General features: G+C 55.8%; 30 protein-coding genes and 1 tRNA gene. 1 reads left to right on the plus strand and 30 read right to left on the minus strand.

The features are described 5' to 3' along the window. Window positions 1-47: 47 nt before the first annotated feature. The 29 genes from B5F35_RS05590 to B5F35_RS05725 all read right to left on the minus strand — a co-directional run bounded on the left by B5F35_RS05590 (window position 48) and on the right by B5F35_RS05725 (window position 22387). Window positions 48-581, minus strand: coding sequence for a hypothetical protein (locus tag B5F35_RS05590; RefSeq protein ID WP_242969412.1), 534 nt, complete (start codon window positions 579-581; stop codon window positions 48-50). Then, entirely contained in the window at window positions 578-973 is a 396-nt protein-coding gene (locus B5F35_RS05595; protein ID WP_087238893.1) for a DUF4320 family protein, read from the minus strand. The genes B5F35_RS05590 and B5F35_RS05595 overlap by 4 nt, the downstream gene beginning before the upstream one ends. 11 nt (window positions 974-984) lie before the next feature. After that, a complete protein-coding gene (locus B5F35_RS05600) occupies window positions 985-1857 on the minus strand; it encodes a type II secretion system F family protein (protein WP_087238895.1) in 873 nt (290 codons plus the stop codon). Between the two features lie 4 nt (window positions 1858-1861). Next, the gene (locus B5F35_RS05605) at window positions 1862-2791 is read right to left on the minus strand and encodes a type II secretion system F family protein (protein WP_087238897.1); all 930 of its coding nucleotides are present in this window, start codon (window positions 2789-2791) and stop codon (window positions 1862-1864) included. Then, entirely contained in the window at window positions 2788-4284 is a 1497-nt protein-coding gene (locus B5F35_RS05610) for a type II/IV secretion system ATPase subunit (protein WP_087238898.1), read from the minus strand. Before B5F35_RS05610 ends, B5F35_RS05605 begins: the two co-directional genes overlap by 4 nt. Next, complete coding sequence (locus tag B5F35_RS05615; protein ID WP_087238900.1) at window positions 4284-5090, minus strand: CpaE/TadZ family protein; 807 nt, start codon at window positions 5088-5090, stop codon at window positions 4284-4286. Before B5F35_RS05615 ends, B5F35_RS05610 begins: the two co-directional genes overlap by 1 nt. Continuing rightward, on the minus strand, window positions 5087-5911 hold the full coding sequence (gene cpaB, locus B5F35_RS05620) for a Flp pilus assembly protein CpaB (protein WP_087238902.1): 825 nt from the start codon (window positions 5909-5911) through the stop codon (window positions 5087-5089). The genes B5F35_RS05615 and cpaB overlap by 4 nt, the downstream gene beginning before the upstream one ends. Before the next feature lie 10 nt (window positions 5912-5921). Then, complete coding sequence (locus B5F35_RS05625) at window positions 5922-6326, minus strand: A24 family peptidase (RefSeq protein WP_087238904.1); 405 nt, start codon at window positions 6324-6326, stop codon at window positions 5922-5924. After that, the gene (locus B5F35_RS05630; protein WP_087238906.1) at window positions 6326-6580 is read right to left on the minus strand and encodes a DUF6133 family protein; all 255 of its coding nucleotides are present in this window, start codon (window positions 6578-6580) and stop codon (window positions 6326-6328) included. The genes B5F35_RS05625 and B5F35_RS05630 overlap by 1 nt, the downstream gene beginning before the upstream one ends. A 134-nt stretch (window positions 6581-6714) precedes the next feature. Then, window positions 6715-7272, minus strand: a complete 558-nt coding sequence (locus tag B5F35_RS05635; protein WP_242969413.1) for a YodL domain-containing protein — start codon at window positions 7270-7272, stop codon at window positions 6715-6717. Window positions 7273-7303: 31 nt separating this feature from the next. Continuing rightward, on the minus strand, window positions 7304-7663 hold the full coding sequence (locus B5F35_RS05640; RefSeq protein ID WP_087238907.1) for a SpoVG family protein: 360 nt from the start codon (window positions 7661-7663) through the stop codon (window positions 7304-7306). 20 nt (window positions 7664-7683) lie between these two features. Continuing rightward, window positions 7684-8412: a DUF3849 domain-containing protein gene (locus tag B5F35_RS05645; RefSeq protein WP_087238909.1), complete on the minus strand. Its 729-nt coding sequence runs from the start codon at window positions 8410-8412 to the stop codon at window positions 7684-7686. Next, window positions 8405-8905: a hypothetical protein gene (locus B5F35_RS05650; RefSeq protein ID WP_087238911.1), complete on the minus strand. Its 501-nt coding sequence runs from the start codon at window positions 8903-8905 to the stop codon at window positions 8405-8407. Before B5F35_RS05650 ends, B5F35_RS05645 begins: the two co-directional genes overlap by 8 nt. Window positions 8906-8907: 2 nt before the next feature. After that, window positions 8908-9894, minus strand: coding sequence for a DNA adenine methylase (locus B5F35_RS05655; RefSeq protein WP_242969414.1), 987 nt, complete (start codon window positions 9892-9894; stop codon window positions 8908-8910). Next, the gene (locus B5F35_RS05660) at window positions 9891-10229 is read right to left on the minus strand and encodes a hypothetical protein (RefSeq protein ID WP_087238913.1); all 339 of its coding nucleotides are present in this window, start codon (window positions 10227-10229) and stop codon (window positions 9891-9893) included. The genes B5F35_RS05655 and B5F35_RS05660 overlap by 4 nt, the downstream gene beginning before the upstream one ends. Window positions 10230-10383: 154 nt before the next feature. Then, on the minus strand, window positions 10384-11421 hold the full coding sequence (locus tag B5F35_RS05665) for a hypothetical protein (protein WP_087238915.1): 1038 nt from the start codon (window positions 11419-11421) through the stop codon (window positions 10384-10386). Then, a complete protein-coding gene (locus B5F35_RS05670; protein ID WP_087238916.1) occupies window positions 11421-12581 on the minus strand; it encodes an antirestriction protein ArdA in 1161 nt (386 codons plus the stop codon). The genes B5F35_RS05665 and B5F35_RS05670 overlap by 1 nt, the downstream gene beginning before the upstream one ends. Window positions 12582-12591: 10 nt before the next feature. Then, window positions 12592-13581 carry a DUF4314 domain-containing protein gene (locus B5F35_RS05675; protein ID WP_087238918.1) on the minus strand — a complete coding sequence of 330 codons (990 nt, stop codon included), beginning with the start codon at window positions 13579-13581 and terminating at the stop codon, window positions 12592-12594. Continuing rightward, window positions 13578-14879, minus strand: a complete 1302-nt coding sequence (locus B5F35_RS05680) for a hypothetical protein (protein ID WP_087238920.1) — start codon at window positions 14877-14879, stop codon at window positions 13578-13580. The genes B5F35_RS05675 and B5F35_RS05680 overlap by 4 nt, the downstream gene beginning before the upstream one ends. Before the next feature lie 181 nt (window positions 14880-15060). After that, the gene (locus B5F35_RS19150; RefSeq protein ID WP_242969415.1) at window positions 15061-15417 is read right to left on the minus strand and encodes a hypothetical protein; all 357 of its coding nucleotides are present in this window, start codon (window positions 15415-15417) and stop codon (window positions 15061-15063) included. A 108-nt stretch (window positions 15418-15525) separates the two neighbouring features. Beyond that, window positions 15526-15798: a hypothetical protein gene (locus tag B5F35_RS19155; protein WP_242969416.1), complete on the minus strand. Its 273-nt coding sequence runs from the start codon at window positions 15796-15798 to the stop codon at window positions 15526-15528. After that, a complete protein-coding gene (locus B5F35_RS05690) occupies window positions 15798-16919 on the minus strand; it encodes a DUF6329 domain-containing protein (RefSeq protein ID WP_087238923.1) in 1122 nt (373 codons plus the stop codon). The genes B5F35_RS19155 and B5F35_RS05690 overlap by 1 nt, the downstream gene beginning before the upstream one ends. Continuing rightward, a complete protein-coding gene (locus tag B5F35_RS05695; RefSeq protein ID WP_087238924.1) occupies window positions 16916-18115 on the minus strand; it encodes an antirestriction protein ArdA in 1200 nt (399 codons plus the stop codon). The genes B5F35_RS05690 and B5F35_RS05695 overlap by 4 nt, the downstream gene beginning before the upstream one ends. 14 nt (window positions 18116-18129) lie before the next feature. Then, window positions 18130-18810, minus strand: coding sequence for a hypothetical protein (locus B5F35_RS05700; RefSeq protein ID WP_087238926.1), 681 nt, complete (start codon window positions 18808-18810; stop codon window positions 18130-18132). Then, window positions 18807-19250, minus strand: a complete 444-nt coding sequence (locus B5F35_RS05705) for a hypothetical protein (protein WP_087238928.1) — start codon at window positions 19248-19250, stop codon at window positions 18807-18809. The genes B5F35_RS05700 and B5F35_RS05705 overlap by 4 nt, the downstream gene beginning before the upstream one ends. A 76-nt stretch (window positions 19251-19326) precedes the next feature. Then, window positions 19327-20001: a hypothetical protein gene (locus tag B5F35_RS05710; RefSeq protein WP_206423598.1), complete on the minus strand. Its 675-nt coding sequence runs from the start codon at window positions 19999-20001 to the stop codon at window positions 19327-19329. A 341-nt stretch (window positions 20002-20342) separates the two neighbouring features. Beyond that, a tRNA-Ala gene (locus B5F35_RS05715) sits at window positions 20343-20418 on the minus strand. A gap of 119 nt (window positions 20419-20537) precedes the next feature. Then, window positions 20538-21068, minus strand: a complete 531-nt coding sequence (locus B5F35_RS05720) for a cysteine hydrolase family protein (RefSeq protein ID WP_087238930.1) — start codon at window positions 21066-21068, stop codon at window positions 20538-20540. A gap of 116 nt (window positions 21069-21184) precedes the next feature. Further along, the gene (locus tag B5F35_RS05725) at window positions 21185-22387 is read right to left on the minus strand and encodes an O-antigen ligase family protein (RefSeq protein WP_087238932.1); all 1203 of its coding nucleotides are present in this window, start codon (window positions 22385-22387) and stop codon (window positions 21185-21187) included. A 306-nt stretch (window positions 22388-22693) separates the two neighbouring features. Here B5F35_RS05725 and B5F35_RS05730 point away from each other — a divergent pair, with 306 nt between their 5' ends. Beyond that, window positions 22694-25120 (plus strand): cation-translocating P-type ATPase, encoded by a 2427-nt coding sequence (locus tag B5F35_RS05730; protein WP_087238934.1) that lies wholly within the window; start codon window positions 22694-22696, stop codon window positions 25118-25120. Here the strand turns inward: B5F35_RS05730 and B5F35_RS05735 are convergent. Continuing rightward, window positions 25102-25845: an N-acetylmuramoyl-L-alanine amidase gene (locus tag B5F35_RS05735; protein WP_087238936.1), complete on the minus strand. Its 744-nt coding sequence runs from the start codon at window positions 25843-25845 to the stop codon at window positions 25102-25104. The two genes, B5F35_RS05730 and B5F35_RS05735, sit on opposite strands and share 19 nt — an antisense overlap. Between the last annotated feature and the right edge of the window lie 9 nt (window positions 25846-25854).

Raw genomic sequence — 25854 nt, forward strand, 5'->3', positions numbered from 1 at the left:
ACAATACCACATTTTTCTGTGGAAGTCTATTGAAAAGACCGGATGGATCAGAAGAGAGGCACATATTTGGCCTCCGTGTGCAAAGTCATGCTGGCGGCGGGCAAAAGATTCCCCAGAAACCGGACGGGCACCTCCAGATGGATCTCCACCAGTGCGGTATAGCCCTCGCTCTGGCCGGAACCGAGACTGTTATTTTCCAGAACCACGGACAGGTCGGAGATGGTATATTCCACCTCACCGTCCGAAATTTTCTGATACCCGCCCGCTGTATTTTCCAGGCCGAGCGTTTCAGAGAGCTGGCCGTACACATCGCCGGTATCGATGCTCTCATCCCAGCGGCCCGTACCGTCCGGATACCATCCAGCGGCATAGCCCTCCCGCACGGCGTGGTACACATCGTCATAATTGTCATTGACGGTGGAAATCACTGCCTGTTGTGCGGCTTCTTTCACGCCTTGGGCGATGATCCATATCCGGCAGAATTCTGCTACAGCGCAGAACAGCATCAGCAAGACCAGCACAATGGCCAGGATCATGGGGGTGCCCTCGCCGGAGCGACGGCGAAAGATGGGCTTTCTCACTTCCAATACACCTCCGACTTTCCTGTGGCTTCCGCAGTCAGCGTAATGGGGAATGAGCCCAGCCCACCGAAGAGACCAATATCCGTTTCCAGCGTCAGGGTCACGGTGACCTCATCGTTGAGCTGGATGCGTCCGGTGGTGGACCACCGGATTTCAGGGTCAAGCCCGGTGCTGTCGGTAAGAGCCGCCGCACGGCGGGTGGTTTCCGTGCCGACCCGGCCGGCAATCTCCGCCTCGCGCACCAGTTCCACGGCATAGGTGTCCAGCTGCTGTTTGGTAATATAGACCGGCAGCACACGGACCACCAGCGCCAGCACCAGCATGGCACACACCACCAGGACGCATACATCGATATAGCCTTCGCCGGAGCGCCGTTTCAGTAACTTTCTCATGGCGACCTCCTTTAGAACAGACTCCCCAGGGAGTTGACGATCTGGTACACAATGATGACGATGTAGGTCATCATGAAGCACAGGAGCATGATAAAGCTGAATACCCGGATTTTGGGCGGGATCTTTGCGGCCTTGGCTTTGAGCCGCTGCAGTTCCTGAGCTTTCAGATCGTGGGAGAGCATCTGAAAATACATCCGGCCATCGTCGCCACGGAGGATGCCGATGAGGCCGCGAACGATGTCCGAAATGATGGCAGAGCCCATTCTGGCCTCAAAGCGGATGAGTGCCGCCTCGTAAGAGGAGGACCGCATATCTGCTGTCAGTACATCCAGTTCCCGACCAAAGTCCGGTCCGGCGTGTTTCTTGTAGTTTTCCAGAATCCGCAGCACATCCCGGCTGGCTGCCAGCTCCTGATGGATGGTGGCGACGAACCGGGGCAGCTCGCCCTCGATCAGCTCCATTCTGGCCTTGACCAGCTCGTCAGCCCGGCGGCTCTCCTTGAACCAGGTCAGCACGGCCAGCACCACGATGAGGGGGCTCAGGATGGGCAGGATCAGCAGGCACGGGATGATGCCAAGCAGAATCAGGCAGGGCTTCAGAAGCGAGTAGGCCGTGTAGACCTGCGGGGTCATATCCAGCCCCGCCGCTGTGAGCTTGTTCTCCAGCCGCCGGTACTTGTACTCATCCATCCGGATCAGTGGGGCCAGCTTCAATGCCCAGCCGAGAATCAATGCTTCCAGAGATTTGACCAGACTACGCTCCCGCCGCCCAGCAGAGATGAGCGCGCGTTCCGTAGCCAGCCGAGGGATTTTCAGCAGGTCGGCAAGGACAAAATACAGTCCGGCGGCCAATGCGGCGCCGAACAGAAATAAAAGTGCGCCCATTTTCTCACCTCCGATACTCGATGGGCTGTGTCAGTTTCACCACAAAAGCAAAGGACACGAATACAGCGGCGATGCAGACGGCGATGACCATCTGGCCGGGGATGGTATCCACCAGGGTGTGATACCAATCCGTGTTGATAAAGCGTACCAGCGGGATATTGATCAGCACCAGAATTGCCATGGTGACGAATTCCTTACGGGGGCCGTATACCAGATTTTCCAGTTCTCCGTTGACTACCCGCATATCCGACAGCTTGCTGACTATGGGGGTCAGGGTGCTTTTCAGGCTGCGGTCTGTCTGGCAGGCAGAAACGGCTTCACACCATTCCTGCCATACCTCGTTGTCGATGGCATATTTCAAGTCATGAAGTGCGGCATCCATATCCGGGTCAATGTGCTTGATGCGGGCGAGAAACCGCTGGAACACCTCCTGCACCGGGTGGTGCAGGTAGCGGACATTTTCCTCTACGGCCTGCTGGAAGTTCTCCGTTCTCAGGTATGCGGTGGTGATGACCGACAGCGCCGTTTCCAGCTCTGCGGCCACATCCTTTTTGAAGCTGCCGGCTGTCAGCTTGACATACCAGAACGGCGCCAGCATAAATCCGACGGCCAGCACGGGGACAAGGAATGCGTTCCCGGCGAGAATGGCGATGCAGGCGCCAAGGGCAAACAGCACCAGGGAGGCCATGCACACCATGGGGAATTTTCCCTCCCGCCCGGATGCGGCCAATACCGCCTGGGCTTCCGTGATCTCCCGACGAAAGAAACCGGCCTTTTTCCGCTTGGTTGTCTCATTGATGTCTGCGCGGATGCTGCCGGGAGCTGCCGTCAGTCTGGAGAAGATGCTGTCGCAAAGCTCGCTGGGAGAGATGTTCAGCACCATAAAAAGCCCGGCGATCATGCCCACACAGGCAATCAGTTGGATGGTTGTCACGCAGATGCCTCCTTTCTCTGGATAAACTGCTCCAGCTCACTGCGAGACATACCGTTTTCGATGAAGCGGCGCTGCAGGCTTTCCGACAGCTCCTCGCACTTCTGGTGATGTCCCTCGATGATAAAACGGTCGCCCTCCAGACGGTTTTCCGTGATGTTGTACTCATAGAGCTTATGGAGCCTGCGGCTTCCGTCCGGCAGGATCTCGCACTCGGAGATATTGGTGATACGGCGCTGTTTGTTCTCCAGCTGGCGGCAGTAGACCACGATGGGATACGCCTCGGTGACATAGCCCATGAGTGTATCGTCGGGGGTATCCACGGCCCGCTTGCACAGGGACACCATGCGCCGATAGGTACCCTCGCTGGAGCTGGAGTGGATGGTGGTGAGAACGGCTACACCGACTCGGGCGGCTTCCTGGGCAGCATTGGCCTCCGGGCCGCGCATCTCACCAACCGCGATGATGTCGGGGTTGAAACGAAGGGCAATGTCCAGCAGTGCGATCTGGTCGATGCGCTGGCGCTCATTCTCGCTGTCACGGGTCTGGGTGTGAACGACGGAGTTGACCACCTTGCCGTTCTGCTCCCGAATGAGCTGAAGCTCACGGGAGCCGTCCTCGATGGTGAAGATTCGCTTGCGGTCAGGGATAGTGGACAGAAGCCAGCCAGCCACGGTGGTTTTGCCGGAGCTGGTGGCGCCAGCCACACAGATGGACACGCCATAGCGCAGGCAGGCGGACAGAAAGTCCAGCATTTCCTCCGTAGCAGTTCCGCTGCCCACAAAGTCCTCCTTGGTCAGATTCTTGGGATTGACGATTCGGATGGAGGCCGCAACACCTGCATCCTCGTCCAGCACCGGGGTCTTGATGACCGAAACACGGATGTTCTTGGCCAGACGGGAGGTAATGATGGGACTGGCGTTGTCCAGCACCTTGCCGGAGTTCTGCAGCATACGGCGGATGACATTGGCGGCATGGTCCGGCGAGTCAAAGTGTTCATCCAGCTTGACGGTGCGGCCATCGGAATATTGAATCTCGATGTCACGCCAGGAATTGATGTCGATCTCCTCGATGCCGTCTGCAAAGATGTACTTGGTGAGGAAGCCGTACTCGGCCATTTCCGTATACAGGGCATCGACCAGCTCGCCCTGAGTCATGCCATCCACAGCCATACGGTTGTCCTGCAGGTATCGGGCAATGCGGCGCTTCATCTGCTCCTTGGCCTCATCGCCGCTGTCGGTAATCAGAGTGGCATAGGTACCGGAGAGGTAGGACTGCACCTGACTGAGTACCTCTGCAAAAGGCATCCCTTTGTCCAGGGGAGCGAAGAAGAGGTCGCTTGCCTTGGGCGCCACTTTGCTTTCCGCAAAGATGGACCGGCCGGTATCCTCCTCAAAGGCGATGTCATGCACCTCGGCCTGTTCCGGCTTTGACTCCGGTACGGAGGTGGCCGCGGCGGGGGCGAATAACGAGTGGTTTCTTCTGTCGCCAAGCATCAGAACACCTCCTTACAGATTTTCTCAATCTCCCGGCGAAACGCCTTGCTGTCCTTCATGGACAGGTCATTCAGAAGCGTCCCCTCCAGATACTGCTCCTCCAGTTCCTGAGAGTACGGCAGCTTGAAAGCAACGCTGCCCAGCACCTGACCGATGCGGTCGGCAGCCTGCAGGGGCTTAATATTGGACGCGGCTTTATACTGCTTGTCCTCGTCCCAGTGCAGTTCCCGGAGGAGCGGGAGCTGGCTGGACAGGTAGCCGATGGATTTCAGGTCGCAGTTGGCCAGCCGGAGGACGCTGTCGGCCTCCATGAGCGCCACGGCGGAGAGGATGTCATTGGCGATATAGCTGGAGCAGTCGATGACCACATAGGGAGCGATCTCACGCAGACCGCGGATGAGTTCCTCGGCCTGTTGTTTGGTACAAGCCGCATAGGTGTACTCATTCTCGCCCTTTCTCAGCCCCAGCATGGTCAGATAGGACATCTTTTTGTGGGTGGTCAGGTTGTGCTTGATGAGGTTGACGGAGATACGCTGGGCCGCAAAGATGCTTCCCAGGGATTTGTCACACTCCAGCTCAGAGGGCGGGCAGATGCAGGGCATCATGGGGGCAGTCATGTCACAGAGCAGCAGTGCCACATTTTTCTTCTGGGACGCCAGATGCTTTGCGATCTTCACCGCGGTTACGGTTTTGCCGCAGCCGGGGCTTCCCCATACGGCGAGAACGCCGCCACCGGACTCCACAACAGGTTCCAGTTCCTCCGGCTCAGTGTTTCGACGAAACAGGCTTCCTTTGATGAAATTCATTCTCCAGCCGCCTCGCTCTCTGCGGCAGGATCAGCACCCTCACTTTCCACGGTTTCAGCGCTTTCCGCATTTTCAGCGCCCTCCTCGGCCTCCGGCTCGGCGTACAGTTCCTCGATCAGAGCGTCCTGTGCCGCAATAAATTCATCCGCATTCTCAGGTGCGCCACGGTAGACCAGAGCCAAGTGCAGTTCGCTTTCCTGCTCCAGTCCGGCCAGAACTTTGGCCTGCTCGGTAGTCACCAGGAGGGTAACGGTAGAGGGAAGCTCCTTTTCATCCTCAACAGCCTCGCCGGTGTTGGCATCGTAACCGGAGGAAGCGGTAACGGAGATGACCTCAACATACTGCAGCTCGGGCGGGATCACAGTTTCGCCCATACCCTTGTAGTCGGCCACAAGGACAGAAACGATGTCGCCACTTTCCAGTTTGCCGGACAGACCTGTGGCGAAGCTCTTGATGGTGACCGAGATGGCCTGCTTGGTGCCGTCCAGATTGTACAGATAGGCATTCTCAGCGGCGGGCTCATAGGAGAGCTTGCTGTCCAGAATGTAGTCACCCACTTTCAGGTCGGCAGTGGCGTACTTGCCGACGACGTCATCCTTGTCTGTCATAATGCCGGAAGGCAGGTTATAGGCGCCCACCTCCACGGTCTGCACCATCTCAGCAGTGATTTCGTCGCCCTCCTTGATGTCGGCAGTGACGCGGACGATCTCAGCCTTCTCGCTGGCGCTGCGGCTGAACAAAGGCGTTACTCCAAAGCAGATGAGGAGTGCCAGAAGGATACACAGCACACCGACCACGGTGCGATTGCGAAAAATTTTCATATGAGCCTCCTTATAAGAAATATGCGGGGATGAAAGCCACCGCGAAATACGGAACCAGCGGCTGCTTTGCCGATGCACCCTTCCGCAGTGCTGGGATTACCCGCATAGCAAAGGAAGCGAAAAGGAGCGCAGCGGCCATAAGACACAAGCCTGTGATTACCCGGTCAAATCCCAGAACAAAGCCTACGGCGGCGGCTAACCGCCAGTCGCCTCCCCCCATCAGGCCGAGACCTGCACAGAGGTAAAATGGGGCCATTGCCAGCAGCGCCCCCAAAAAGGAGGCGGGGCTGATGGTGATCAGCCCCGCCGTAGCAATGATGATACAGACGATGTCGCAGACCGTTCTGGTTTTCAGGTCATCAACGGCGGCATAAATGAGTCCACCGCAGAAGACCAGCGCCTGTACCCAAAGCATCAGCCAGCGTAGTCGAACATCTCCTGGATACGCTCCGTGACGGTGGGCATGACGGTGTCGTTCAGCACAGCATACAGGCCGGCCAGCACCAGGGCGCCCAGAACAACGGCGATCAGCACCTTGACAGCGGTATCGATATAGCCCTCACCGGCGTTGCCGCAGACGGCGCGGCGGTGGAAGGCGGCGATGGAGGTCTGGCAGTTGATGGCGGCGGACTTGGCGGACTTGGCGATATTCTTGAACAGCTTCTTCATAAGGTACATTCCTCCTGTAATTAAAAATGATTTTTGGTAGTTTGTTGGCTGGAAAGAGATCATGGGATGCGGTTGGGGAGGCCCCCGGCCTCGGCTGGGCAAAGGAAAATCCGGGCGGCTTATATCCTCCCGGACTACATGGTCATTTCGTGGCATTCGTTCTGCTCCTGACGCTGGTCGAATTGGATGGGTCGGAAGCCCACGCGGTCGCAGTAGAAGAACTCGCTGCCGGAATCATCGTACAGCTCCACCACATCGGACAGAGCCATCCGGTAGCCCTGGTATCCGGGAGGCGGATTGTCACGGCAGATGGCGTAGATCTGCTCCAGATCATTGGTACCCAGATCGCCGTCAAAGACCTGCGTATAATTATCTGCGTCCGGTTCTCCGAACCGCTTTATCAAATCCTCATATCCGATAAAGCGCATGGTGACATCCACGCCTTTCCGGAGCTGCCAGATGCGGCAGCCTTTTTGCGGCTGCCCCAGCTCATCGCCGGGCGCCTCTCCGGCTGCAAGACGGTCAAATACGCCTTCCTTCCACTGAGGCGTCAGATTCAACCGGGCCAGGTAGCGGGACAGCTCATCCGTCTGGAACATCTCGTCCACAACAGCGGCATCGCCCTTCACATAGCCCACCGTGTTGCCGTAGAAAATCAGGCGGTTGCGATTATCAATTGTGAAGCGAACCAAAATCACATCACCTCCCTTCGGGGCGAGCGACTCACATCTGCTGGCTCATGGCCTGGTCGGGAGCGTCGCCTTTCTGCTCCTGCTGCTCCTGGAGCTTCTGCTCGTAGGCATCGTTGACGGCGTCCACCAGAGCGTTCCGGGCCTCAGCGGTGATGGCATGGAAGGTGTCGTTGTACTTGGTTTCACCGTTTTTCTTGTAGGAGTCCTGGGGCATGGAGATGAAACGGCCCTTGTCAGACTCGATGACCCGGATGCCGTGGACGGCAAAGGCCCCACCGATGGTGGCGCTGGCGAAAGCTTTGGTCTTGAAATCTCCGTCCACCAGACGGTCGATCCGCGCCTCCACCTGGGGCGTGGTGGTTTCCTGCTGTTTCTTCTTGGTTGTCGCCATGGTAATCAAGCTCCTTTCACTCACATGGATGGGGTTGTCATGCCGGCAGATTCGGCAGGATCTTCCTGCCGGATCTGTTCCAGGCTTTCTCTTGCCCAGTCGGGCAGATGTTCTTCCTTGAGAATGCCGATGAAATCGCTCCGGTTCCACCGGGTTCGCTCCCCGTCACCGAGGCAGGTGGCGTATACCGCTCTGCCTGCGGCGCTGGGGGCGCAGCCGAAGCCGCCGGTGGCCAGCCAGAGCTGATTCTCCGGCGCCCAATAGGACTCCTTCAGCGTGAACGGACTCATGACCAGCACCTTGCCCTCCAGCTCCTGCCCGGTCATATCGTTGCAGTGAGAACTGTTAAACAGGTTCAACTCTGCCTGTGCTTCCCGGAAGGCGCTGACAAAACCGTCCAGCACAGCGGGGTGACTCTCCACCGAAAACTCGTAATTGCGGTCGCTGGGAGGGATGAAGGTGGATGCCGCCCATGTTTTATTTTGAGGGCTGAATCGTCCATCGTACTGCTTTTGCTGAAGCGTGGCGGCCAGCACCCATCCCACACGCTTGAAGCCAAAGTCCTCGATGACGCCCCTGGCGCAGTCGTGACTCAGATGCATCCCATCAAAGCCCCTGCGGATGGCCTCCTCGATAGCCTGCTTACAGGAGATGTTCTCCAAGTGGCTTGCCCGCCAGAGAGCCAGTTCGTTCTGCCGCCTGGCCTCGGAAACAGAGCCGAGATAGAGATAAGCGTGATCCTTAGTCATCGCCCTCGTCCTCATCCAGCTCCATGACTGCCTTGACCAGCTTCTCGAAACCGGCCCTGTCGATGCCGAGCTGTTCCAGGCTCTTGTCCAGCTCGGCCGCCCACTTGGTCTTGTGATCATCGGAAACCACCAGAACAGCGCCGTCCACGCTGACCACACGGAGGTTGTCGTGCAGAATGCCGGCATCCGCAAAGGCCTCCGCAGGAATGGGCAGCATATCCTCGCCGCAACCAGAACAACCGCCGCACGGGTCCGCATCGCCCTCCTGATCCTCCCATCCGGCCATCATATCCGCCCACAGGCTGTTGGTCAGCCGAATCAGCGCCATCATAGCGGCGGCTTTCTCCACCGGCTCCATCTCCTGCTTGAGCAGGACAATGGCGTTTTCCAGGGTATGCATCTCCAGCGTTTCCTCCTGCTCCAGACCACTCAGGGTGAGGGCCGCCGGCTGGATGACGGCCTTGCCGTCATTGGTGTACTTGATAAAAGTCATGTTCATTCCTCCGTTTTCTGTTTGAGTTCTTTTGTTGGTTCATGGATCAGGGTGTATCTCCCTTCCTCCTCGTCCGCGGCAGACAGGTTGAAAAGATTGAGCTGCCAATGCCTTGTGGAATCGTGGCGGCGGGGGTCGTAGTTGGTAATGACGATCTCCTCATATTCGCTTCCAGCCGTCTGGGACATACTGTTGGGGCGTGTGGTGTAGAAGATGTAGAACTCCTTATACAGCTCCACAATGAAGGGGCAGTAGTTGTAAGACACCATGACATATCCCTTGCACTCCAGAAGAGCGTCGTGGAGACGCTGATGATCTTCCTTGGGAAACACCGCCGCATAACAGTCCTCGGCATCGTAATAGGGCGGATCAAAATAAAGGAATGCGTCTGGCCGGTCATACTGCTGGACAATCTCCCCATAGTCCTTGTTTTCAATGACGACATTTGCCAGTCTGCGGGAGCATTCCCAAATCAGATAGAAGAAACGGCGAATATCGCAGGATTTTCCGGCAAAGGACTTGGCGCCGCCGCTGAAGCTGTATCGAATCAGCTTGAAAAAGTCGGCAGCGCGCCGCACATCTCCGCGGGGCGCCCGTTCCAGCATCATCCTTCGGATGGTTTCGGCATCCGGCGGTTCCAGATACCGCTGGGTCAGCTCCAGTTCCTCTTTCAGATAGTCATCGGTGAATTCCTCTTTGGAGAAGAACTTATACAGCACATTGAAATCGTCACGGGTGTTCAGCGGCAGAAAGCCCAGCTCCTGAAGCAGTGCCATAGTTCTGTTCTTGACACAACAGAACAGGTTGGTCAGGTCACTGTTGAAGTCGTTGTAGACCTCCATACATCCCGGTTGGATGGGACGGCTCAGGGTCACCGTTCCGCTGCCGCCGAACACATCGATAAATCGGGAATACCGCGAGGGAGACAGCTTTCGGATCAGCCACAGCAGCTTGCTTTTACCGCCCACCCAGGGGATGAAGCTTTTCAAGCGGTATCACCGCCCTCCAGTGGAAGGGATATCTGTCCGCTGTCGGTGAATTGTTCCAACGCTTTTGTGAGGCCGCGCTCCGCATGGGCAATCTTCTTGATTCTGCTTCGGAGCTGACGGATTGTCCTCCGCAGCTCCTCCTCGGTGCCGGCGTAATAGTAGCCGGCATCAGAGCTGCAAATGGGGATGCCATCCCCGCGCAGGCTGTTGATCAACCGTCGCAGGTCGGGTCCGCGGATCTGAAAAGCGGCCTCCAGCTCACGGCTGGGGACGACTCTCAGCTCACCGCAGTGAAACTCCTTCAAGTGTTTGGCGATAGGGTTGTCCGTCGTCATGAAGACTCCTTTCCGGGACAGTTACCCGGAAAGAGCACAAAAAGAAGGGGCCGTTCGTCCCTTTCGGGTAACGGCCCCTGTAACTTTCAGGCTATTTGATTTTTCTTCTTTCATCACCTCCGTTATGGCAGAGCCTGGTCTGTACGAAGGTTTTTCACATGGACATGGTCGGCTGCATCTCCGGCTGACTGTACTCAAAATTGAGTTCTGTGCCATTCCAGGATACAAACCCATGTTCTGCGGCGGACAAGCCCATGCGCTTCATTCTCTGATTGGCATAGCCCTCAGCGTCAAAGCAGGAGGCGAGCAGTTCGTCCTTGGGATAGATGCCATCCCGTTTTGCCAGCTCTTTTCCGTAATCGGCAAGATCCATGTCACGGGGCATGAAGTGGTAGCAGTGGAGGTTCTGCGCCAGATCCAAGGCGTAATCCAGGCGGCGGCAGTCCTCCAGTTCCATAACCGCCATAAATTTATCCACCCATCTGGGTTCTCCTTGGCCCTGTTCGCTCCAGATGTAACCAAAGTCGATGGCATGGCGAACAAGTTCCGATGCCGAGCCATACTGGGAGAGGATGTCCTCCAGCTGCGGGAGGCAGCAGTCCACATCCACGGCAATGCACTCAGTTAGGGACTCCGCTTCCAGCTCATCCAGCGCCAGAAGCAGCTCGTCCGGATGGGCGACATCCATGTGCTCGCCGGTGTCCGGAAAGCCCACCCACACGCCGTCCATGTTGGTTCGGCTGGCCAGTTTGACCCGGATTGCAAAATCGCCTTTGTCGGGGTTCATCGAAGGATCGCCGTCCAGAAATGGATCGATCAGAGAGGTGACCTTGATGAAATGTCCATCACAGAAAGTGTTCCCGCCCTTCTGGCGATATGCTGCGCCCACTTTCTCTGGGTCAAGAAACTCCCGCGCTTGATCGGAGGGACGTTGGATCTGCTCCATGATGAATTTGCCCAGTTGAACATCGTCCCCGGCGCCATAGAACAGCTCGTAGTGATCCAGCTGGCTCGCAATCAGCATCACATCGCAGGTCATCTGCGGGCACTCGATCTGCATCGCCCCACGGAACAGGAGGCTTTCTTTTACCGTCATGTTTTCAAACCGCCGTTCCAGCCAGTCGTGCTGGGATTTGGTCATTTCAAATCCGTCCAACAGGTCAAGAAGCTGTCTGGCTTGCGGACTCGCCATCACATCATCTCCATTCCGGCATTCTCTGCCTGCGTTTCTTCGCTGAGGATCGGTTCGCCATCTCTGCGCTGAACCAGCCCGTAGGGGGTCAGCAGAGCGTTATGTGCTGCCATGACATCCTGACCATAGTTGTAGAGGACGACGTGCTTCTGCAGAATGGACCGGGAATGCTCATCCACAATGAAGCGAAGTTCCTCTATGGCTACCTCCTCGGGGTTTCGCTGATCAGGCTCGAGCAGATAGTCATCCAGATTTTCTGCAATCTGAACAGCGGCAGCAATATCGTGACAATCCGCCGCAAGGATAACTGCCTTGAATTTGGAAAGTTCTCCTTGTGTGCTCAGCTCCTTGAAGCATTTAGCCAACTCGTTCAGTCCATGGATATTGTCGCAGTCCATGTTTTCCAGAAGCGCAGGCATCGCGCTGTCCTCCACCTGAAAAACCATTTCCGACCAGGAGGCGCCTCCGCAAGCCTCCAGCACGGCGTCCAGCCGCTCCTGCGTGGCGGGCAGATCCAGGCACATCATGTTATCCGGCTGCTCATCGGAGTGGAAGGGATACCTGCCGACCGTCAGGCGGATGCTATATTCCGGCGCTTCGGGAATCAAGGCCAGGCTGTCATATACCTGCTTCAGCTCGGTGTGCTGCGTGACATAACCGCCGCTTGCGAAAACGCCGCCCTCCTCAAACCTGGCTTTTCTTCCGAGCATCTCAAAGTCAAGATACTCGAAGATGGAATCCGGAACTTTTTCCAGAGCAGGGATGAAATCGTTCTCCGCATAGAACCTGCCGAGCTGCTCGTCTGTTGTGGCGTTGATCACATGGCAGCAGTCTGTGCTGTAGGCCAGGTCGATCATGGTGGCAACGCTGATGGGACCGTATTTCTTGGACACCTCCATGTTGAACAGCCCTTCGAAGGCAGTTTTTTCTCTGCCGTTCATCTGTCCCAGGCAGGTTGCCAGCGCATTGAGCTGATACAGATCACATTCATGGGTCAGATGAACATGGAGGAACTGAAAGCCGTGGTGTTCAAGAAATTCCCACCTCGGCTTGTCGCCCAAGGGCATCTGGAGCTTGTCCAGCGCATCCTGAAGACCATAGTAGCTGGCCGGAAGCTCCAGCTCGCACCACCGATCCGTCTTCTCTCCGAACAGCTCCACACGGAATACTTCATTCAGGGGTCATCCCTCCCATCTGGGGCCTGTAGTCCTCCTCATATTTGGTGGGATCAGCGCCGGGGACATCCCAGCCGCACATACTGCCCACCTCCATGGCCTGGCGCTGCCACATGTTGACGCCGAGCCGCTCGTTCAACTTGTCAGCCAGCTCCACATTCTGCTCCTTGTCTCCGGTGTCCCAGTCGGAGGGGTAGTAGCCGTTTTCGCCTCGGCGGATGCAGATGAGGTCGCCGGTAGACTTGAGGGTGGAGAAGCACATCTCAGGCAGCCCCTCCGCCACTTTGGGAGCGAAACGTTCCGCCTCGGTCTGGATGTCCCAATCGTCCTCCACGCTCCACAGATGGACATACAGCTCGTCATCGCCGGCGCAGATATCCCGCTGTTCAAAGCCTTCGCCCCAGCCGTCCGACGCCTGACCGGAGATGTACGCCTTCAGGGTAGTCAGTTCCTCCGGTGTGAGGGTGCCGACCACACGGCACTCGGCAACGCCCCAGAGCTGGCCGTTTCGATCCTCGACGGTGAACACGACAGATTTGACCTTCTGGTTGACGCTGTCATCCTCGCCATACCAGTGCATGATGCCGCTCTCGGATTCTTCCGGCATTCGGTTGTTGATCAGAGCTCTGAGGATCTCACCCTCATAGGCACGCAGCGACCTTCCGTCCAGCAGAGTGCAGTCATCCTCCATCTCTCCGTACTCGTTGCGAGTATAGAGATCGGCGGTCAGGGGCATATACAGCTTCAGCGTGGTAGGCTCGGGTGGCAGCACAGAGAAACTGTCCTCTCCGATGGTCAGCGCCAAGGTTCTGCCGTTATCCCACTTCATGTGGAACTGCCCTGCGTCGTCGATGTAGTCCAGAGTCCCCATACTGCCCGGCTCCAGCGGGGCATAGGGGTCTTTCATCTCCCTGAGCTTGATCCTCGAACCTGCGGGGAACTGTTCCCGCAGGAATTCCAACCACTCTCTCGGAATTTCTCTCATGATAATCCTCCCATTGTCATGCCCTGCTGGGGCGTATTCTGCTCCAACTCCAATCGGAGCGTTTCTACTGCGGTTGCGACCTCCGGGTCGCACTTGAAGCTGTCCAGCTTCAAGTGGTCTGTGAAGAATTGCTGTTCCCCATCCAGAGAGCGTACCAGATCCACCGTGGCGATTCCGTCTTTGGTGACGCCAATCCGCTTCTCCGGTCGGTCGCTGTCCAGATAGGTGTGGATAGCCTCCTCCAAGGTTAGATCCCGGAAGATATGTTCTCCGGAGGTGTTGCAGTCGGTGATCACGAACCAGGCGTAGGTAAGGGGCAGAGTTGTGTTGGCGGCGTCCTGCATGGCTTTGATGCCCTTTTCCGTCAGGCCGTAATTACAGGCTCGCCTTGGGTTATCTTCTCCGGCAAAGTCCAGCAGGATATCATCCACCGCTTTGCAGATGTCCGGGTTCTCGGTCAGGAGCTTGTAGCGGAAGCCGGTAGTGGCCATATAGGGCAGTTCCTCCCGGATGGTCTGGAGGAATGCTGTGGCGTCCGTAAATTCCGTCTGCTCACCGCTGGCATAGGTGACCCGGCCCACAGGCTTTGCCTGCTGGGCCATCTGCTGCTGGCGCAGGTCGTAGCAGTAGAGATAGCCCTGATAGTCCCCAGGGGAAGGGGTGCAGCGCAGGCAGTAGCGGTAATGCTCGGTTTCCACGATATAGCCGAAGCACCGGCCATCCTGCGTAATTCCGCCGCCGTTCCGATAGCAGTAGCTTCTCATCGAAGCCAGATCCTTGAGCGGCCCATCAGCCCGAAGCATATCCACGACTTCCTGAAGCTCACCCTTGAATTCCTCAGTGTTGAACTGGTCGTCGTTGTGAGGCCACCAGGTGTGGTAGAATCCTTTTCCGGAAGATCCGAAGTCCATCCGCACATGGCCGACCGTACCCAGCTTCTTGTCGGCAGCCTCCTCGAGTTCCGAATAAAAGAGGCCCGCTTCCTCGGGAGAAGCGGGCCTGATGTGAATCGGTGTATTTACTTTTACATTCTGCTTCATGGTATTCACCTCCGTATCCGTACAGGAGTGGTAAATTTGCCAATCAGGATGTCCCATCCTCCCCAGGGTTACTCGCTGGAATGCGATGGAGATGTCATCATCGTTGTAATATCCATGATGGAAATCCGATGCGTTGATGACATCTTCCTTAATATCTGCGGCAAATCTTTCATCAAGGCTGGAGAAATATGTCCCAAAAGTCTTGTGAAGATATGCTTTGATGTCACCCTCCAACTGTTCCGATAAAGAAATGGTCATTTGCTTCACCTCCTCATGCGGAACAATACCACAGGTCAGCGGAAATAGCTATGACCAAAAGGCGTCCTGCCGGAGAAGTGGAGATAGCCGGCGACAGCGGCTCCCAGTGCTGCCAGAGATGCTACTGTGATCATGATTTTCTTCTTCATTTACATTCCTCCCAATCATCGGATCATGTCGTTCAGGTCATTTGCATATCAAATCCCGGCTCCGGGGACTCCATGATCTGTTCCAAGTGCCGCGGGTCTACGATGACCTCGCTTTCATTCCTGCCTGTGAACAGAGCCAGGATGTGTTCCTTCCGAATCTGCGCTTCATACACCGTTCCCTCCTCACCAAAGCGGTGGGCGAACCAGTCCGCCGTTTTCCGGTCCAGTGTCCAGGACAACGCACTGATATTTTTGGCGTTGTAGGGGGTAACGCCCCGATAGACCGTCACCGTATCCTCCAGCGCCTGGTGTGCGGCGCGCTCCTCCTCGTCCATCAGGAACTCCGGAGGGACGGATCGGAACAAGGCCACCAGTTCTCGTTTGCTCACATTGCAGTCCTGATTGGGGCATTCCTCCTGGGTCCAGGCGGTGGATAAGAGCTGTCCCAGATCCTTCTCTGAGAGAGCGGAGGCGGCAAATTTGATAAAAGTCAGATACTAGGGCGGGTTGAGCAGTACGAAGATCTGATGGACATTTTCGGCGCTGTCGATCTGCTCTCCAACCTTTCTGCGCCACCTTGTGCAGTCATCCGAATTGTTGATCAGGTCGACCATGGAGAGGCTCCCATCCTCATTCCGAAGTGCGGAAATCCCAGAAGATGTGAAGGGGTGGCTGACGATCACCGGGGAGAGGGCCGTTTCCTGGATCTGCACATCGAGGAGGGTGTGCGCCACCAGCTTTACGCGGAGCAGATCGGTTTCACGGGGCATCAGGAAAGGCCTCCCATCTCCATCGCCTGGGTTTCCTCAGCGAAGGGGCTGCTGCATCGGCGGATCAGGCCAAACTCGGTTCGCCGGACTCCTTCCTCCGCCATAGTGTCCTCACCCAACTTCTCAAAATCCATATACCCATCGATGGTATCAATCAGCTCGTCATCAGCACCGATGCGCCGAAGGACTGCTTGCCCGTATTCGTAAGTGTCCTCCGGAATGCGCTCATAGTCGTCCAGATTCATGGCACAGCGGAGAGCCTCCTGCATAGTCCCCGGCTGCTCCACAGAAAGAACCGACAGATATTTCAGCAGTTCACCATCTTCACACTGCATCCCCTCAATGGCCCAAGCCAATTCGTTTGCATCTTCCACGCAGACCCCTGTAGTGGGAATGTGCTCGTCCATATAGGGAACGGAAAACGACACCTTGGTTACTGCTGCCTCTGCAAAACAATCGATTCCCAGTGTTCTTTTTACTCGCTCCAATTCTTCCTTCGTTGCCGGAAGGCAGATACTCACTTGCGCTTGGGAAGAGGAGAGGCCAAGCTGGATCTTCGATTTTTTCTCTCTGACAAGCTCATCATCCTGCTTGCGGAGCACATAGCCGGCATAGGTATAGACACCGCCATGCTCGGCATAGTATTCTGCGCCGATTTTTGCGAAGTCCAGGTAGGGCCAGGCTGCTTCGGGGAATCTGGGATCGCCCTGAATCTGACCGGCAACAGCGACATAACGGCCAAGCGTCACATCTGAATTGACATTGGGAATGAGGATATAGTCCGACACCTGTTCCGCCACACGAATCATATCGTTCAGATCATTGATGCTGTTGCCATCCAAGGCGCCGGCATAGATGTTCCGTTCGCGGGAGTCCATTTTGGCAATGATGCTCGAAAGCTGATTCAGCTGTGCAAGCTGCGTTCTGGAACCAGGGTCGAGTCCGCTGAGGTACGACGGCAGATTGGCGATCACGCTTTTGATCTCGACGATCTCTGTTTTTCCTGCTCTGCTGGCCTCATCAAGCTGGCTGGCCGCTTCTGTCATAGCGTCATGAGATGCGGGCAAATTGAGCGGGACAATGACAGGACTCCCACTTCGTTTCATGAAAAGTTGGATCATGTCATTCCTCCCATCTGAACCCCCTGTTCCCGCTGGCACTGATCCATCGGATCTTCTGCCATCAGTTCCTCCAGATCTACTGTGCCGACATAGGCGATGTAGCCGCGGTCAGTAAACACGCCCGACTGATAGTCCATGTGCTGCAGGCCATACCGCTCGTAGTCATAAAACTCGTCCAGATTGGGGTCATACTCAAAATGGCCGGATTTCTGGATCATGTATTTCCCGTACTCCGCGGGGGTGTGCGCACCGGGGGCGAATTCAAACAGATCCATGTTCTCCGCCAGGCGGCGGATCTGGCTGGCGTTTTCCGGCTTGGCCATGCTTACTGCCGCTCCCAACTTCTTGCGGTCATGAATCGAAAACTTCTCCACAGCCAGCGCCAGCTCATTGAGTTCGTGGATGTTATCGCACTGGAAGTCCAGTGCTACATCCACTTCCTCTGGGAATGAACTGTCAGCTATAAAGAGGCGCATATCCTTTGGGTCAGCAATGCCGGAACGCTGCATGGCGCGCTCAATTTGTCCTTTTGATGCAGGGAGATAGATCCAGGTCACATTCCTGCTGTTCTCCGGCTCCCACCGGGTGGATATCCCGACAGCAGTCATATCGGCCTCATAGTGGTAGCAGGGCAGGTGTTTTCCATCATAGAGCTGTGAAAGCTGCATGCCGTTGTCATAGACCACGCCATAGCGGGTGACGGTTCCCTCATTGTCCTCAATCAGCAGAATGGCGGTTTCCGCTCCGTCCAACTGCTCCAATTCTTCCATGCTTGCGCAGCCGCCGTGGATGTTCATGTAGTGGTCACGGCCAATCTCCTTTAAATTTGTGAAGTCCGTAATCACTGTTGCCTGCTGACAACAAAAGGTCAGGTTGATGAGATCCTTCATGCTGGCGAGATTCAGCTTTTCAGCCATTGCCTGAAATTGCGAAAACTCGCCCACAGTAAAGCTGTCCAGCCGCTTTGCCAGATAGTCCAACTCATCAAGGTTGACCTTGGTGCATACCAGCCGATTCAGCACAGGCCAGGCACTGTCGAGCGAGTCCAAGCGGCAGTCGGCTTCAGAGGCACCGCCGATCTCCAGTGCCTCCAACAGCGAAACGCAGTGGTCGTACTGATTTCTGGGAATGGGAAGAGGGATCGTCGCAACACCGTATTCCGGGTGGTCGGCGTTGCTCAGAACTGCTTCCATCATCACATTGCATCACCTTACTTTCCTTCAAAATTCAAAATCGCATCTCCGTACTTAGCCAGAAGCAGAGCGCAGACAATCAGGTGGAACGCCTCATCTGTGACCAATTCGGGGGATGCGAGATCGGCAAGAGTGATATTGCGGCTGCCGGTGGAGATGGCTTTGGCCGCCTGATAAACACTGTACAGCTCCGGTTGGATGCCGGCGAGCTGGACAGATTGGAAGTCAAACCCACTGGCATCAAACTTCCAGATCATCCTGCGCCAGATGTCCCCATACGCCGTGAGGAGAAACAGCGCGGCCAGATTACGGTCTGACATTCGATAGCAACGCGCACGCCAGTGCTGCCAACGCTCCCGATGACTATCGCTCAGGAAAAATCCAATGGAGCAGCCATTGAAACTCCTCTCTAAGCGGGCCTGAAGCTGCACTCCCGCTTCAGGGAAGAAGCAATCCCTGACAAACTCGTTGAGGTCAATCGCACCGGCCACGATCCGTTCATCCAGACAGACGCACTGCTCCAAAGGGCAGGGATGCTTTCGTCTGAAGTTCATGCAGTATGGGCACTCCATGTCATCTCTGCTATATTTGAAACTGGGATAGTATCGGCCATGGCCCCTGGGCTTGAAATAGGGCGGGGTCATCATCTGCTGTTCCATCTGGCACAGCGGTGTATCCCGCATGAAGTAGCGTGTCATAAGGTCATACTCATCCCTTCCTGCTTGATTTCGCAACCGTCTTCTCTGATTTCCTCATCCTCCTCCATATCGCTTTTCTGGCCGGGAATAAGGCATTCGCCCGGATAAAGCTCCATTTCGTACAGCACGCTGCCATCACCGCTTCTGCGGTCAAGGACTTTGATGGTCGTGCCCTCAAATAAATAGTTGGATGCCTTTTCGAAATCAGAGCGGAATCCCTTCCCGTAATTACAGGTCGAATACTGATGAGACGGCTGATCCTTGACCACGGAATAGTAAGCGTTGGTCTGAACCTCAGTCACCGCCCGCACAAGCCCGACCAGGGCAGGGTGCTTGCTATGGCTGGTTGCCACCAACTCTGTCCCGGGGCGGATACAGCGTTTCAACTCAGCCAGATTTTTGATGCGCAGCGGCGCTTTTTGTTCGTTCTTTTGATCCAATCTTTAATCCTCCTGTCTGGTTTGAGGCAATAAAAAAGCGCCGGAGTCTTATTTCTAAAACTCCGGCGCCTGAATATTACATGATCGGTTTCTGACTGTAGGGTTCCATGGGGTGCTGCTCCTGCTCCCTTATGCGATTCAGAGCATCGGGAGCTGCAATGGCAATCTGCTCCTGAACGCCCCGGATGCACTTTTCCTGCTCAGCAGTCAAGTCAAAACCAGCGTCCAAGGTGTCGGAGCAGCAGTGGTAGATTTCGATAAGCTGTTCCTGATTGAAGATTTGCTGTTTGGAAATGAGGCCGGCGCGGATGGCGAAGTCCTGCTTGGCACCTGCATAGTTTTCCTGAAAGTAATTGCCCTGGTTGAGACCTGTACGGTCGAAGCTCCAGTCCCATGTGACGAATTGGACGCCAAGCCGGGTGGGATGGGCAGCCAGCACGGCTCCGTTGAAGTCAGCCAGCAGGCGGTAGTCACCGGTCAAGCTTTGAGCTTGCAGGGGCGGAGCCTGTTCCAGCAGCGTCATGTACTCCCGCACGGTGCAGGCCAGATCGGTGGCTCGCTCACAGGCTCGTTCCCGTTCTGGTGTCGCTACATCCTCCTGCCAGTAGCGAACGCCTCCGTCCGCTGTGATCCGGCAGAGGGGGAGACCATCCCACTCCACAGGAAGCAATTCATCCTGTTCCGGCTGCGGAGTGAATCCCTCACGGTGAAGAGCGGTGCGAAGCTCCTGAAAAAACTGTTCTTGATTCATTTACTACCTCCTGATATTTAGTGCCCTTTTTGAAATTGCCTGAAAACGAAAAAGGGCGCCAACCTATTGGTCCATCACGACCAACAAATTGACGCCCCAAACTTTGTGTATTCTATTGGCAGAAAAATAGCGCCCTTTTTGAAGCATCAATTTTCAAAAAGGGCGCTACATGGTTTCTGGTGTTGCCAACCTTCGAGAAGAGGGGGTTCGAATCCCACCAGTTAGGGGGAAACAGCGGTTGGCATTTATGGAATCATCCGTAAATTTTCGAGCTGAAAAAGCCCGGAAACGGTTGATGCCACTGGCTTTTCGCCAGTGGCATCTATACCGTTTTGATTTTATGGTGGACCTGGAGGGATTCGAACCCTTGACCTCTCGGATGCGAACCGAACGCTCTCCCAGCTGAGCTACAGGCCCATAAAACGCCGCTTTTCTCAGCGGTGAGTTATATTATAGCATGACCAGAAAGGAAATGCAAGACATTTTTCGGGAAAATCTTCAAAAGAAACAGGCGTCAATCGCAGGAAACATGAGGATCAGGAACCGTGATGCAGAACCGTTACCTGCAATCCCTCAAGAACACGAAGAACCGCTTCATTCAGCGCGGGATCATTCGATGCCGTACAGGCAGCATCCACTACAATCTCTGCTTCCGGCTGAGCGGTACGGGCCAGCACGGCATTGGATATCACGCAGATATTGCTCACCAGTCCGCAAAGCTCAATGGAAGAATATGGCGTCTCACGCAGAAACTCAAAAAGCCCGGCGCTGCCGAACACAGGCTTTTCAAATTTCCGGCAGTCTTTCAGCAGCTCAGCTGTTTTCCCATACAATTCCCAGCCCTGTGTGCCGCGCAGGCAATGCGGAATAGGAAGCTTGTGCCCTTCCTGCGTTTCAGAGTAATCCTCTCCATGGGTATCGAGCGTACAAACCACATCATTTCCGGCCTTCTGATACGCCCGGATCTTTTCACAAATTGTCTCTTCCAGCGCTTCCGCTCCGGGGAACCCCAGAGAACCGTTTACAAAATCATTCTGGTAATCCACCACAACCAAAAGCTTTTTCATGTGCTGCTTCCTTCCTTTCACAACATGGGGATATCCGGCAAAAAAAGCGGGCGTTTCCGACTGTCCTCATTGTACAGCGAAACGCCCGCTCATGCAAGCGGAAAACGAAAATCCACTCAGGGCCGCAGCCGGAAGGCGGCGGAAATCGTAAGGGAACGGGGTTCGATCTCACGCTCAAGAAACTCCGCACCGACACTGAGGGACGAAAGGATAAAAAACATCAGCATCCCTGTCTGAGGCCAGAAAACCGTCACGTCTGTGACCCCATGAACCAGCATGGAGGACAGTGCGGCAACCATCAGCACATTGGAAGTATTGCCGATCCGATTGCGAAAACGCAGGAGAAGCAGCCTGCCCTGCTGGAATGCGTAATACCCAATAACCAGCAGGCCGGCGATCCCAAAATTCAGCACCAAATCAATCAAAAGATTATGGCTGTGATAAGTCATATAACCGCCATATTGAATTGCGGCCCTGTGATATGCCACCGCCCCCTGACCAAACAGAGGATGATCCACAATTGCCCGAAGTGCGGTCTGCCAGATGGAAAAGCGCTGATCCCATGCGACATCCACCGACTCCACACGCGGGAAAAGGAACGGGAAGCAGGTGATCAAAACCAGAACACCCGCCGCGCCGATGCAGAATAAAACTGCCAGACGGCGGCGGTGCTGCAAGGCCAGAAAAACCAGAATTCCCACACAGGCCGCTGCCGCGGACGACATACTGCCCGTCAGATATAAGCCTCCCAGATTGATGCAGGCCGCTGCCAGATACCATTTCCGCGCAGGGCGGTTCGTTACACAGCGATACAGACAAATCAGCAGCATCACTTCCACAATTGCACCATAATAATTGGCATTGGTGAAGGTGGAAACCGGACGGTAATCCGGTGCGGACGGATAGGCGGCCAGCTTCTGCACCAGGGCCAGCACAAAGCATCCCACACTGCACTGGCAGCACAGATCCAACATCCGGGCAAACAGACGGCGTGTCATGACGCTGCGCACATACAGGCCGCAGATAACAACCGCGTACAGCGCAAAAGACGCCAAAAGCCCCAGGATATTATCGTACATGGCCGATACAAAAAAGGGAACCAGCAAAAAACCCAGCAGCAGTTTCGCATGCGGGGAAGCCAGAGCACGCCTGCGCCGCTCATAGCTCATCATCGTTGCCACAGCGATTGCCGCGCAGGCAGCCACCGCCGTGTATACCGAAAGAAAAACGGAAACCGTCAGGCAAAGGACAACAAAGTAATCCACGTCCTCCCTGGTCCGCAGGCGGCGCCTGCAAAAAGCCTGGATATGTTCCGCCATCGAATTTCACTCCTTTTAGAAGGGAACTGTCCCCTCCTCAATATGAACTTCGTCACCTGCCTTTCTTTGCACTTGTTGTTTTCAGAACATTTATTTTCTAATTATAGTGAGATCTCATAAGCGGGACAAGATTCATTTTGAGGGAATCGAGCGGACTCTTCGGCTTGTGTTTTGTGTAAATCAACAATAAGTATGAATCAAATTTGAACTTTTTAACAACAGATTGTCAAAGTTGATAAATATTTGTAATTTTATAGTATCATAAAGTAGAGAACAAAAAACAGGAATCCAAGAGGGAGAGGGCATATGACACAGCCTTTGGAAAACAGCAAAAACCGGCCAATTCGCTTTTCCCCTGACGCTGCTCTCGGTCTGACAACAGAGCAGGTGCAGAAACGCATCGCACAGGGCCTGGCCAATGGAGAACCGGAAACCCGGACCAAAAGTGTCCGGCAGATTCTGCGCGAAAATCTTCTGACGCCGTTTAACCTTCTCAACCTGATTTTGGGCATGCTTGTATTTCTCGCAGGCTCTTATAAAAACATGCTTTTTCTCGGTGTTGCTTTCTTTAACACGCTGATCGGAGTTTTTCAGGAAATTCAGGCCAAGCGGACGATTGACAAGCTTTCGCTGATTGCCGCTCCAAAGGCCCGCGTTATACGAAATGGATCCATATCCCAAATTCCCGTCAACGAGCTGGTGCTGGACGACGTATGCCTTCTGGAAGCGGGAAACCAGGTATGTGCCGACTGCATCGTGATGCAGGGCGGCTGCGAGGTCAACGAATCGCTGATCACTGGTGAGAGCGATCCAATCAGCAAATCAGAGGGAGAGCTCCTGCTCTCCGGAAGCTTCCTGGTCAGCGGATCCGTGCGCGCCCGGGTGGAGCATGTGGGGGAGGAAAACTACGCCGCCGCCATCGTCAAAACCGTCAAGCGGCCCAAACGCGCCGTCTCGGAGATTATGACAAGCATCAACCGTATCATCCGCTTTATCGGGTTTGCCATCCTTCCCATTGGCATTCTGATGTTCTGCAAGCAGGTCTTTTTCTCGCATCAGGACTTCCATCACGGTGTTGTTGTGACGGTAGGCTCTCTGGTCGGCATGGTGCCGGAGGGGCTGGTACTGCTGACCAGTGTGGTGCTGGCTGTGAGCGTGCTCCGGCTGGCACGCCGCCGGGCACTGGTGCAGGATCTGTATTCCATTGAAACGCTGGCCCGCGTTGACGTCCTTTGCCTGGACAAAACGGGAACCATCACCGAGGGAAGTATGCAGCTGGACGAGCTTGTCCCGCTGGACGGTGCAGATCCGGCGGAGCTGCGCGCCGTAATTGCCGCCATGACAGCCGCAAACGGCGACGCAAACCCCACCTTCACCGCCCTGCGCGAGGGCTGCGGCGATCCGGCGGACTGGGAAGCGGAACAGATTGTACCCTTCTCCTCCGCCCGCAAATGGAGCGGCGTTTCGTTTCATGGCCACGGCAGCTACATTCTGGGCGCGGGGGAATTTATCCTGCGGGATCGTTTTTCCGAAATCCGGGAAACGGTCGAAGCTTATGCACAGAAAGGAAGCCGTGTGCTGCTGCTTGCCCATTCCTCTCATGCCTTCGGAGACAAAACACTCCCGGACGCGCCAAAGCCGCTGGCTCTCGTCCTGCTCAGCGACAAAATCCGCGCGAGCGCCCCGGAAACGCTTCGGTATTTCTCAGAACAGGGGGTGACACTCAAAGTCATTTCCGGTGACGACGCGGCGACGGCGGCCAGCATCGCCGGGAAAGCGGGCCTGCCAGGCGCGGATCGCTTTCTTGACGCTTCCGCCCTGTCCCCGGAGCAGCTGCGGGAGGCGGCGGAGGACTACACCGTGTTTGGCCGCGTCACTCCGGATCAGAAACGCATCCTGGTCAAGGCATTGCAGGATCGCGGACATACTGTTGCCATGACAGGAGACGGCGCCAACGATGTGATGGCCCTGCGGGAAAGCGATTGCAGCGTTGCGATGGCGGCGGGCAGCGAAGCAGCCCGATCCGTTGCCAACCTGGTGCTGCTCGATTCTGATTTTGCCAGCATGCCGCACGTTGTGCGGGAGGGACGGCGCGCGATCAACAATTTGCAGCGCTCCGCCTCTCTCTTTCTGGTCAAATCCATATTCTCCGGCGTGATTGCGGTCTGCTTCCTGTTCCTGTCCGCCGCCTACCCGTTTGAACCGATCCAGTTCACACTGATCAACGCCGTCACCATCGGAATTCCCTCGTTCCTGCTCACACTGGAGCCGAACAAGGAACGCATCCGGGGACACTTCATTTCAAACGTTCTGCGTCAGGCGCTTCCCGGCGCTGCCGCAATGATCCTTGGCCTGCTGCTGCTTCTTCCCGTTTCCGCTTTCCTGGGACTGGACGCTGTCCAGCTCTCCACGATGGCTGTCTGCCAGACCGCCTTTGCGGGCTTTTTGACCCTCGTAAAAATCAGCCGGCCGCTGAACGTTCCGCGTACGGTGTTATGCATCGCGATGGTCACGGTTTTCTGTCTGGCGATTGTCCTGTTCCGCGATCTGTTCTCCCTCACAGTCTTTACCGTCCCCATGGCGGTGGCTCTTGTGCCGCTGCTGGCGGCTGCTTCCGCCGTGTTTATCGGCATTCACCGCCTGATCGCCATGGCTTCGTGCGGAAAAACGGGAGATTTCTTCCGCAGGCTTCGGAGCCGTCTTTCCGAAGAGGATCAAACCTCCCGCAGATAAGAGGCGTCGGCATAGCCCAAATAATCCTGGTAACCGACCACACGCCAGTTTTTCCACACGCCATAGATCGTCACGGTGGAGCCGCGCGGGATCTGCGTCACAACCGGCGCGTGAAGATCGGGACGCACACGCAGATTCAGAGGGCTTTCCTTCGTACAAACCATGGCGCTGCGCGGTTCCATGGTGTCCGAAATATAAGGAAGGCCAAAATAGATGGTCAGCCCTTCTGTGAGATTCGCGGCAATTTCGTTGATATGCGTGCGGATCCAGTTGGCACCCGCCTCATTGTCATGATACTCCACCTCCACCAGAACGGCAGGAGCGTTTGTCTTGGTCACCTCCACCAGCTTTGTGGTGGGACGCGCCTGGACGCGCTTGGGATCATAGGCGATCTTGCGGTAATTCTCCGCAAGAATGTTGGCTGCCTTCTTCCCCCACACGCTGTAGGTGTAGTAATACATGTCGGCGCCGTTGAGCTGGCCGCTCATGGACTCGCCCGCCGCGTTGGAATGCAGGGCAAGGTGCAGGTCATAGTTTCCGCTGTTCGACTGCCGGATCACGTCCGCCAGGCTGTCCCCGATTTTGCTCCGGGTAAAGCGAATGGCGTTCGCGCGGAGCATAGGCTCCATCGCGTCCGCCACCTCGTTCATATACTGCTGTTCGTTTCCCCCGCCTACATACTGGTTAAAGGGCTGGAGAGAAGGGCTTAGAAAAATAATCGGCATGACACGGAT

It is taken from the genome of Anaeromassilibacillus sp. An200 (assembly GCF_002160025.1).
Taxonomy (GTDB): domain Bacteria; phylum Bacillota; class Clostridia; order Oscillospirales; family Acutalibacteraceae; genus Caccousia; species Caccousia stercoris.

What these genes read in the sequence shown, in the direction of transcription:
- B5F35_RS19155 (WP_242969416.1), bottom strand. Translation starts at nt 15,798, where the DNA reads ATGCCCCGTGAAACCGATCTGCTCCGCGTAAAGCTGGTGGCGCACACC.
- B5F35_RS05630 (WP_087238906.1), bottom strand. Translation starts at nt 6,580, where the DNA reads ATGAAGAAGCTGTTCAAGAATATCGCCAAGTCCGCCAAGTCCGCCGCC.
- B5F35_RS05675 (WP_087238918.1), bottom strand. Translation starts at nt 13,581, where the DNA reads ATGAGAGAAATTCCGAGAGAGTGGTTGGAATTCCTGCGGGAACAGTTC.
- B5F35_RS05600 (WP_087238895.1), bottom strand. Translation starts at nt 1,857, where the DNA reads ATGGGCGCACTTTTATTTCTGTTCGGCGCCGCATTGGCCGCCGGACTG.
- B5F35_RS05720 (WP_087238930.1), bottom strand. Translation starts at nt 21,068, where the DNA reads ATGAAAAAGCTTTTGGTTGTGGTGGATTACCAGAATGATTTTGTAAAC.
- B5F35_RS05690 (WP_087238923.1), bottom strand. Translation starts at nt 16,919, where the DNA reads ATGATCCAACTTTTCATGAAACGAAGTGGGAGTCCTGTCATTGTCCCG.
- B5F35_RS05700 (WP_087238926.1), bottom strand. Translation starts at nt 18,810, where the DNA reads ATGACACGCTACTTCATGCGGGATACACCGCTGTGCCAGATGGAACAG.
- B5F35_RS05710 (WP_206423598.1), bottom strand. Translation starts at nt 20,001, where the DNA reads ATGAATCAAGAACAGTTTTTTCAGGAGCTTCGCACCGCTCTTCACCGT.
- B5F35_RS05695 (WP_087238924.1), bottom strand. Translation starts at nt 18,115, where the DNA reads ATGATGGAAGCAGTTCTGAGCAACGCCGACCACCCGGAATACGGTGTT.
- B5F35_RS05730 (WP_087238934.1), top strand. Translation starts at nt 22,694, where the DNA reads ATGACACAGCCTTTGGAAAACAGCAAAAACCGGCCAATTCGCTTTTCC.
- B5F35_RS05680 (WP_087238920.1), bottom strand. Translation starts at nt 14,879, where the DNA reads ATGACCATTTCTTTATCGGAACAGTTGGAGGGTGACATCAAAGCATAT.
- B5F35_RS05725 (WP_087238932.1), bottom strand. Translation starts at nt 22,387, where the DNA reads ATGGCGGAACATATCCAGGCTTTTTGCAGGCGCCGCCTGCGGACCAGG.
- B5F35_RS05735 (WP_087238936.1), bottom strand. Translation starts at nt 25,845, where the DNA reads ATGCCGATTATTTTTCTAAGCCCTTCTCTCCAGCCCTTTAACCAGTAT.
- B5F35_RS05665 (WP_087238915.1), bottom strand. Translation starts at nt 11,421, where the DNA reads ATGGCGAGTCCGCAAGCCAGACAGCTTCTTGACCTGTTGGACGGATTT.
- B5F35_RS05645 (WP_087238909.1), bottom strand. Translation starts at nt 8,412, where the DNA reads ATGACTAAGGATCACGCTTATCTCTATCTCGGCTCTGTTTCCGAGGCC.
- cpaB (WP_087238902.1), bottom strand. Translation starts at nt 5,911, where the DNA reads ATGAAAATTTTTCGCAATCGCACCGTGGTCGGTGTGCTGTGTATCCTT.
- B5F35_RS05640 (WP_087238907.1), bottom strand. Translation starts at nt 7,663, where the DNA reads ATGGCGACAACCAAGAAGAAACAGCAGGAAACCACCACGCCCCAGGTG.
- B5F35_RS05610 (WP_087238898.1), bottom strand. Translation starts at nt 4,284, where the DNA reads ATGCTTGGCGACAGAAGAAACCACTCGTTATTCGCCCCCGCCGCGGCC.
- B5F35_RS05660 (WP_087238913.1), bottom strand. Translation starts at nt 10,229, where the DNA reads ATGACGACGGACAACCCTATCGCCAAACACTTGAAGGAGTTTCACTGC.
- B5F35_RS05595 (WP_087238893.1), bottom strand. Translation starts at nt 973, where the DNA reads ATGAGAAAGTTACTGAAACGGCGCTCCGGCGAAGGCTATATCGATGTA.
- B5F35_RS05625 (WP_087238904.1), bottom strand. Translation starts at nt 6,326, where the DNA reads ATGCTTTGGGTACAGGCGCTGGTCTTCTGCGGTGGACTCATTTATGCC.
- B5F35_RS05615 (WP_087238900.1), bottom strand. Translation starts at nt 5,090, where the DNA reads ATGAATTTCATCAAAGGAAGCCTGTTTCGTCGAAACACTGAGCCGGAG.
- B5F35_RS05650 (WP_087238911.1), bottom strand. Translation starts at nt 8,905, where the DNA reads ATGACTTTTATCAAGTACACCAATGACGGCAAGGCCGTCATCCAGCCG.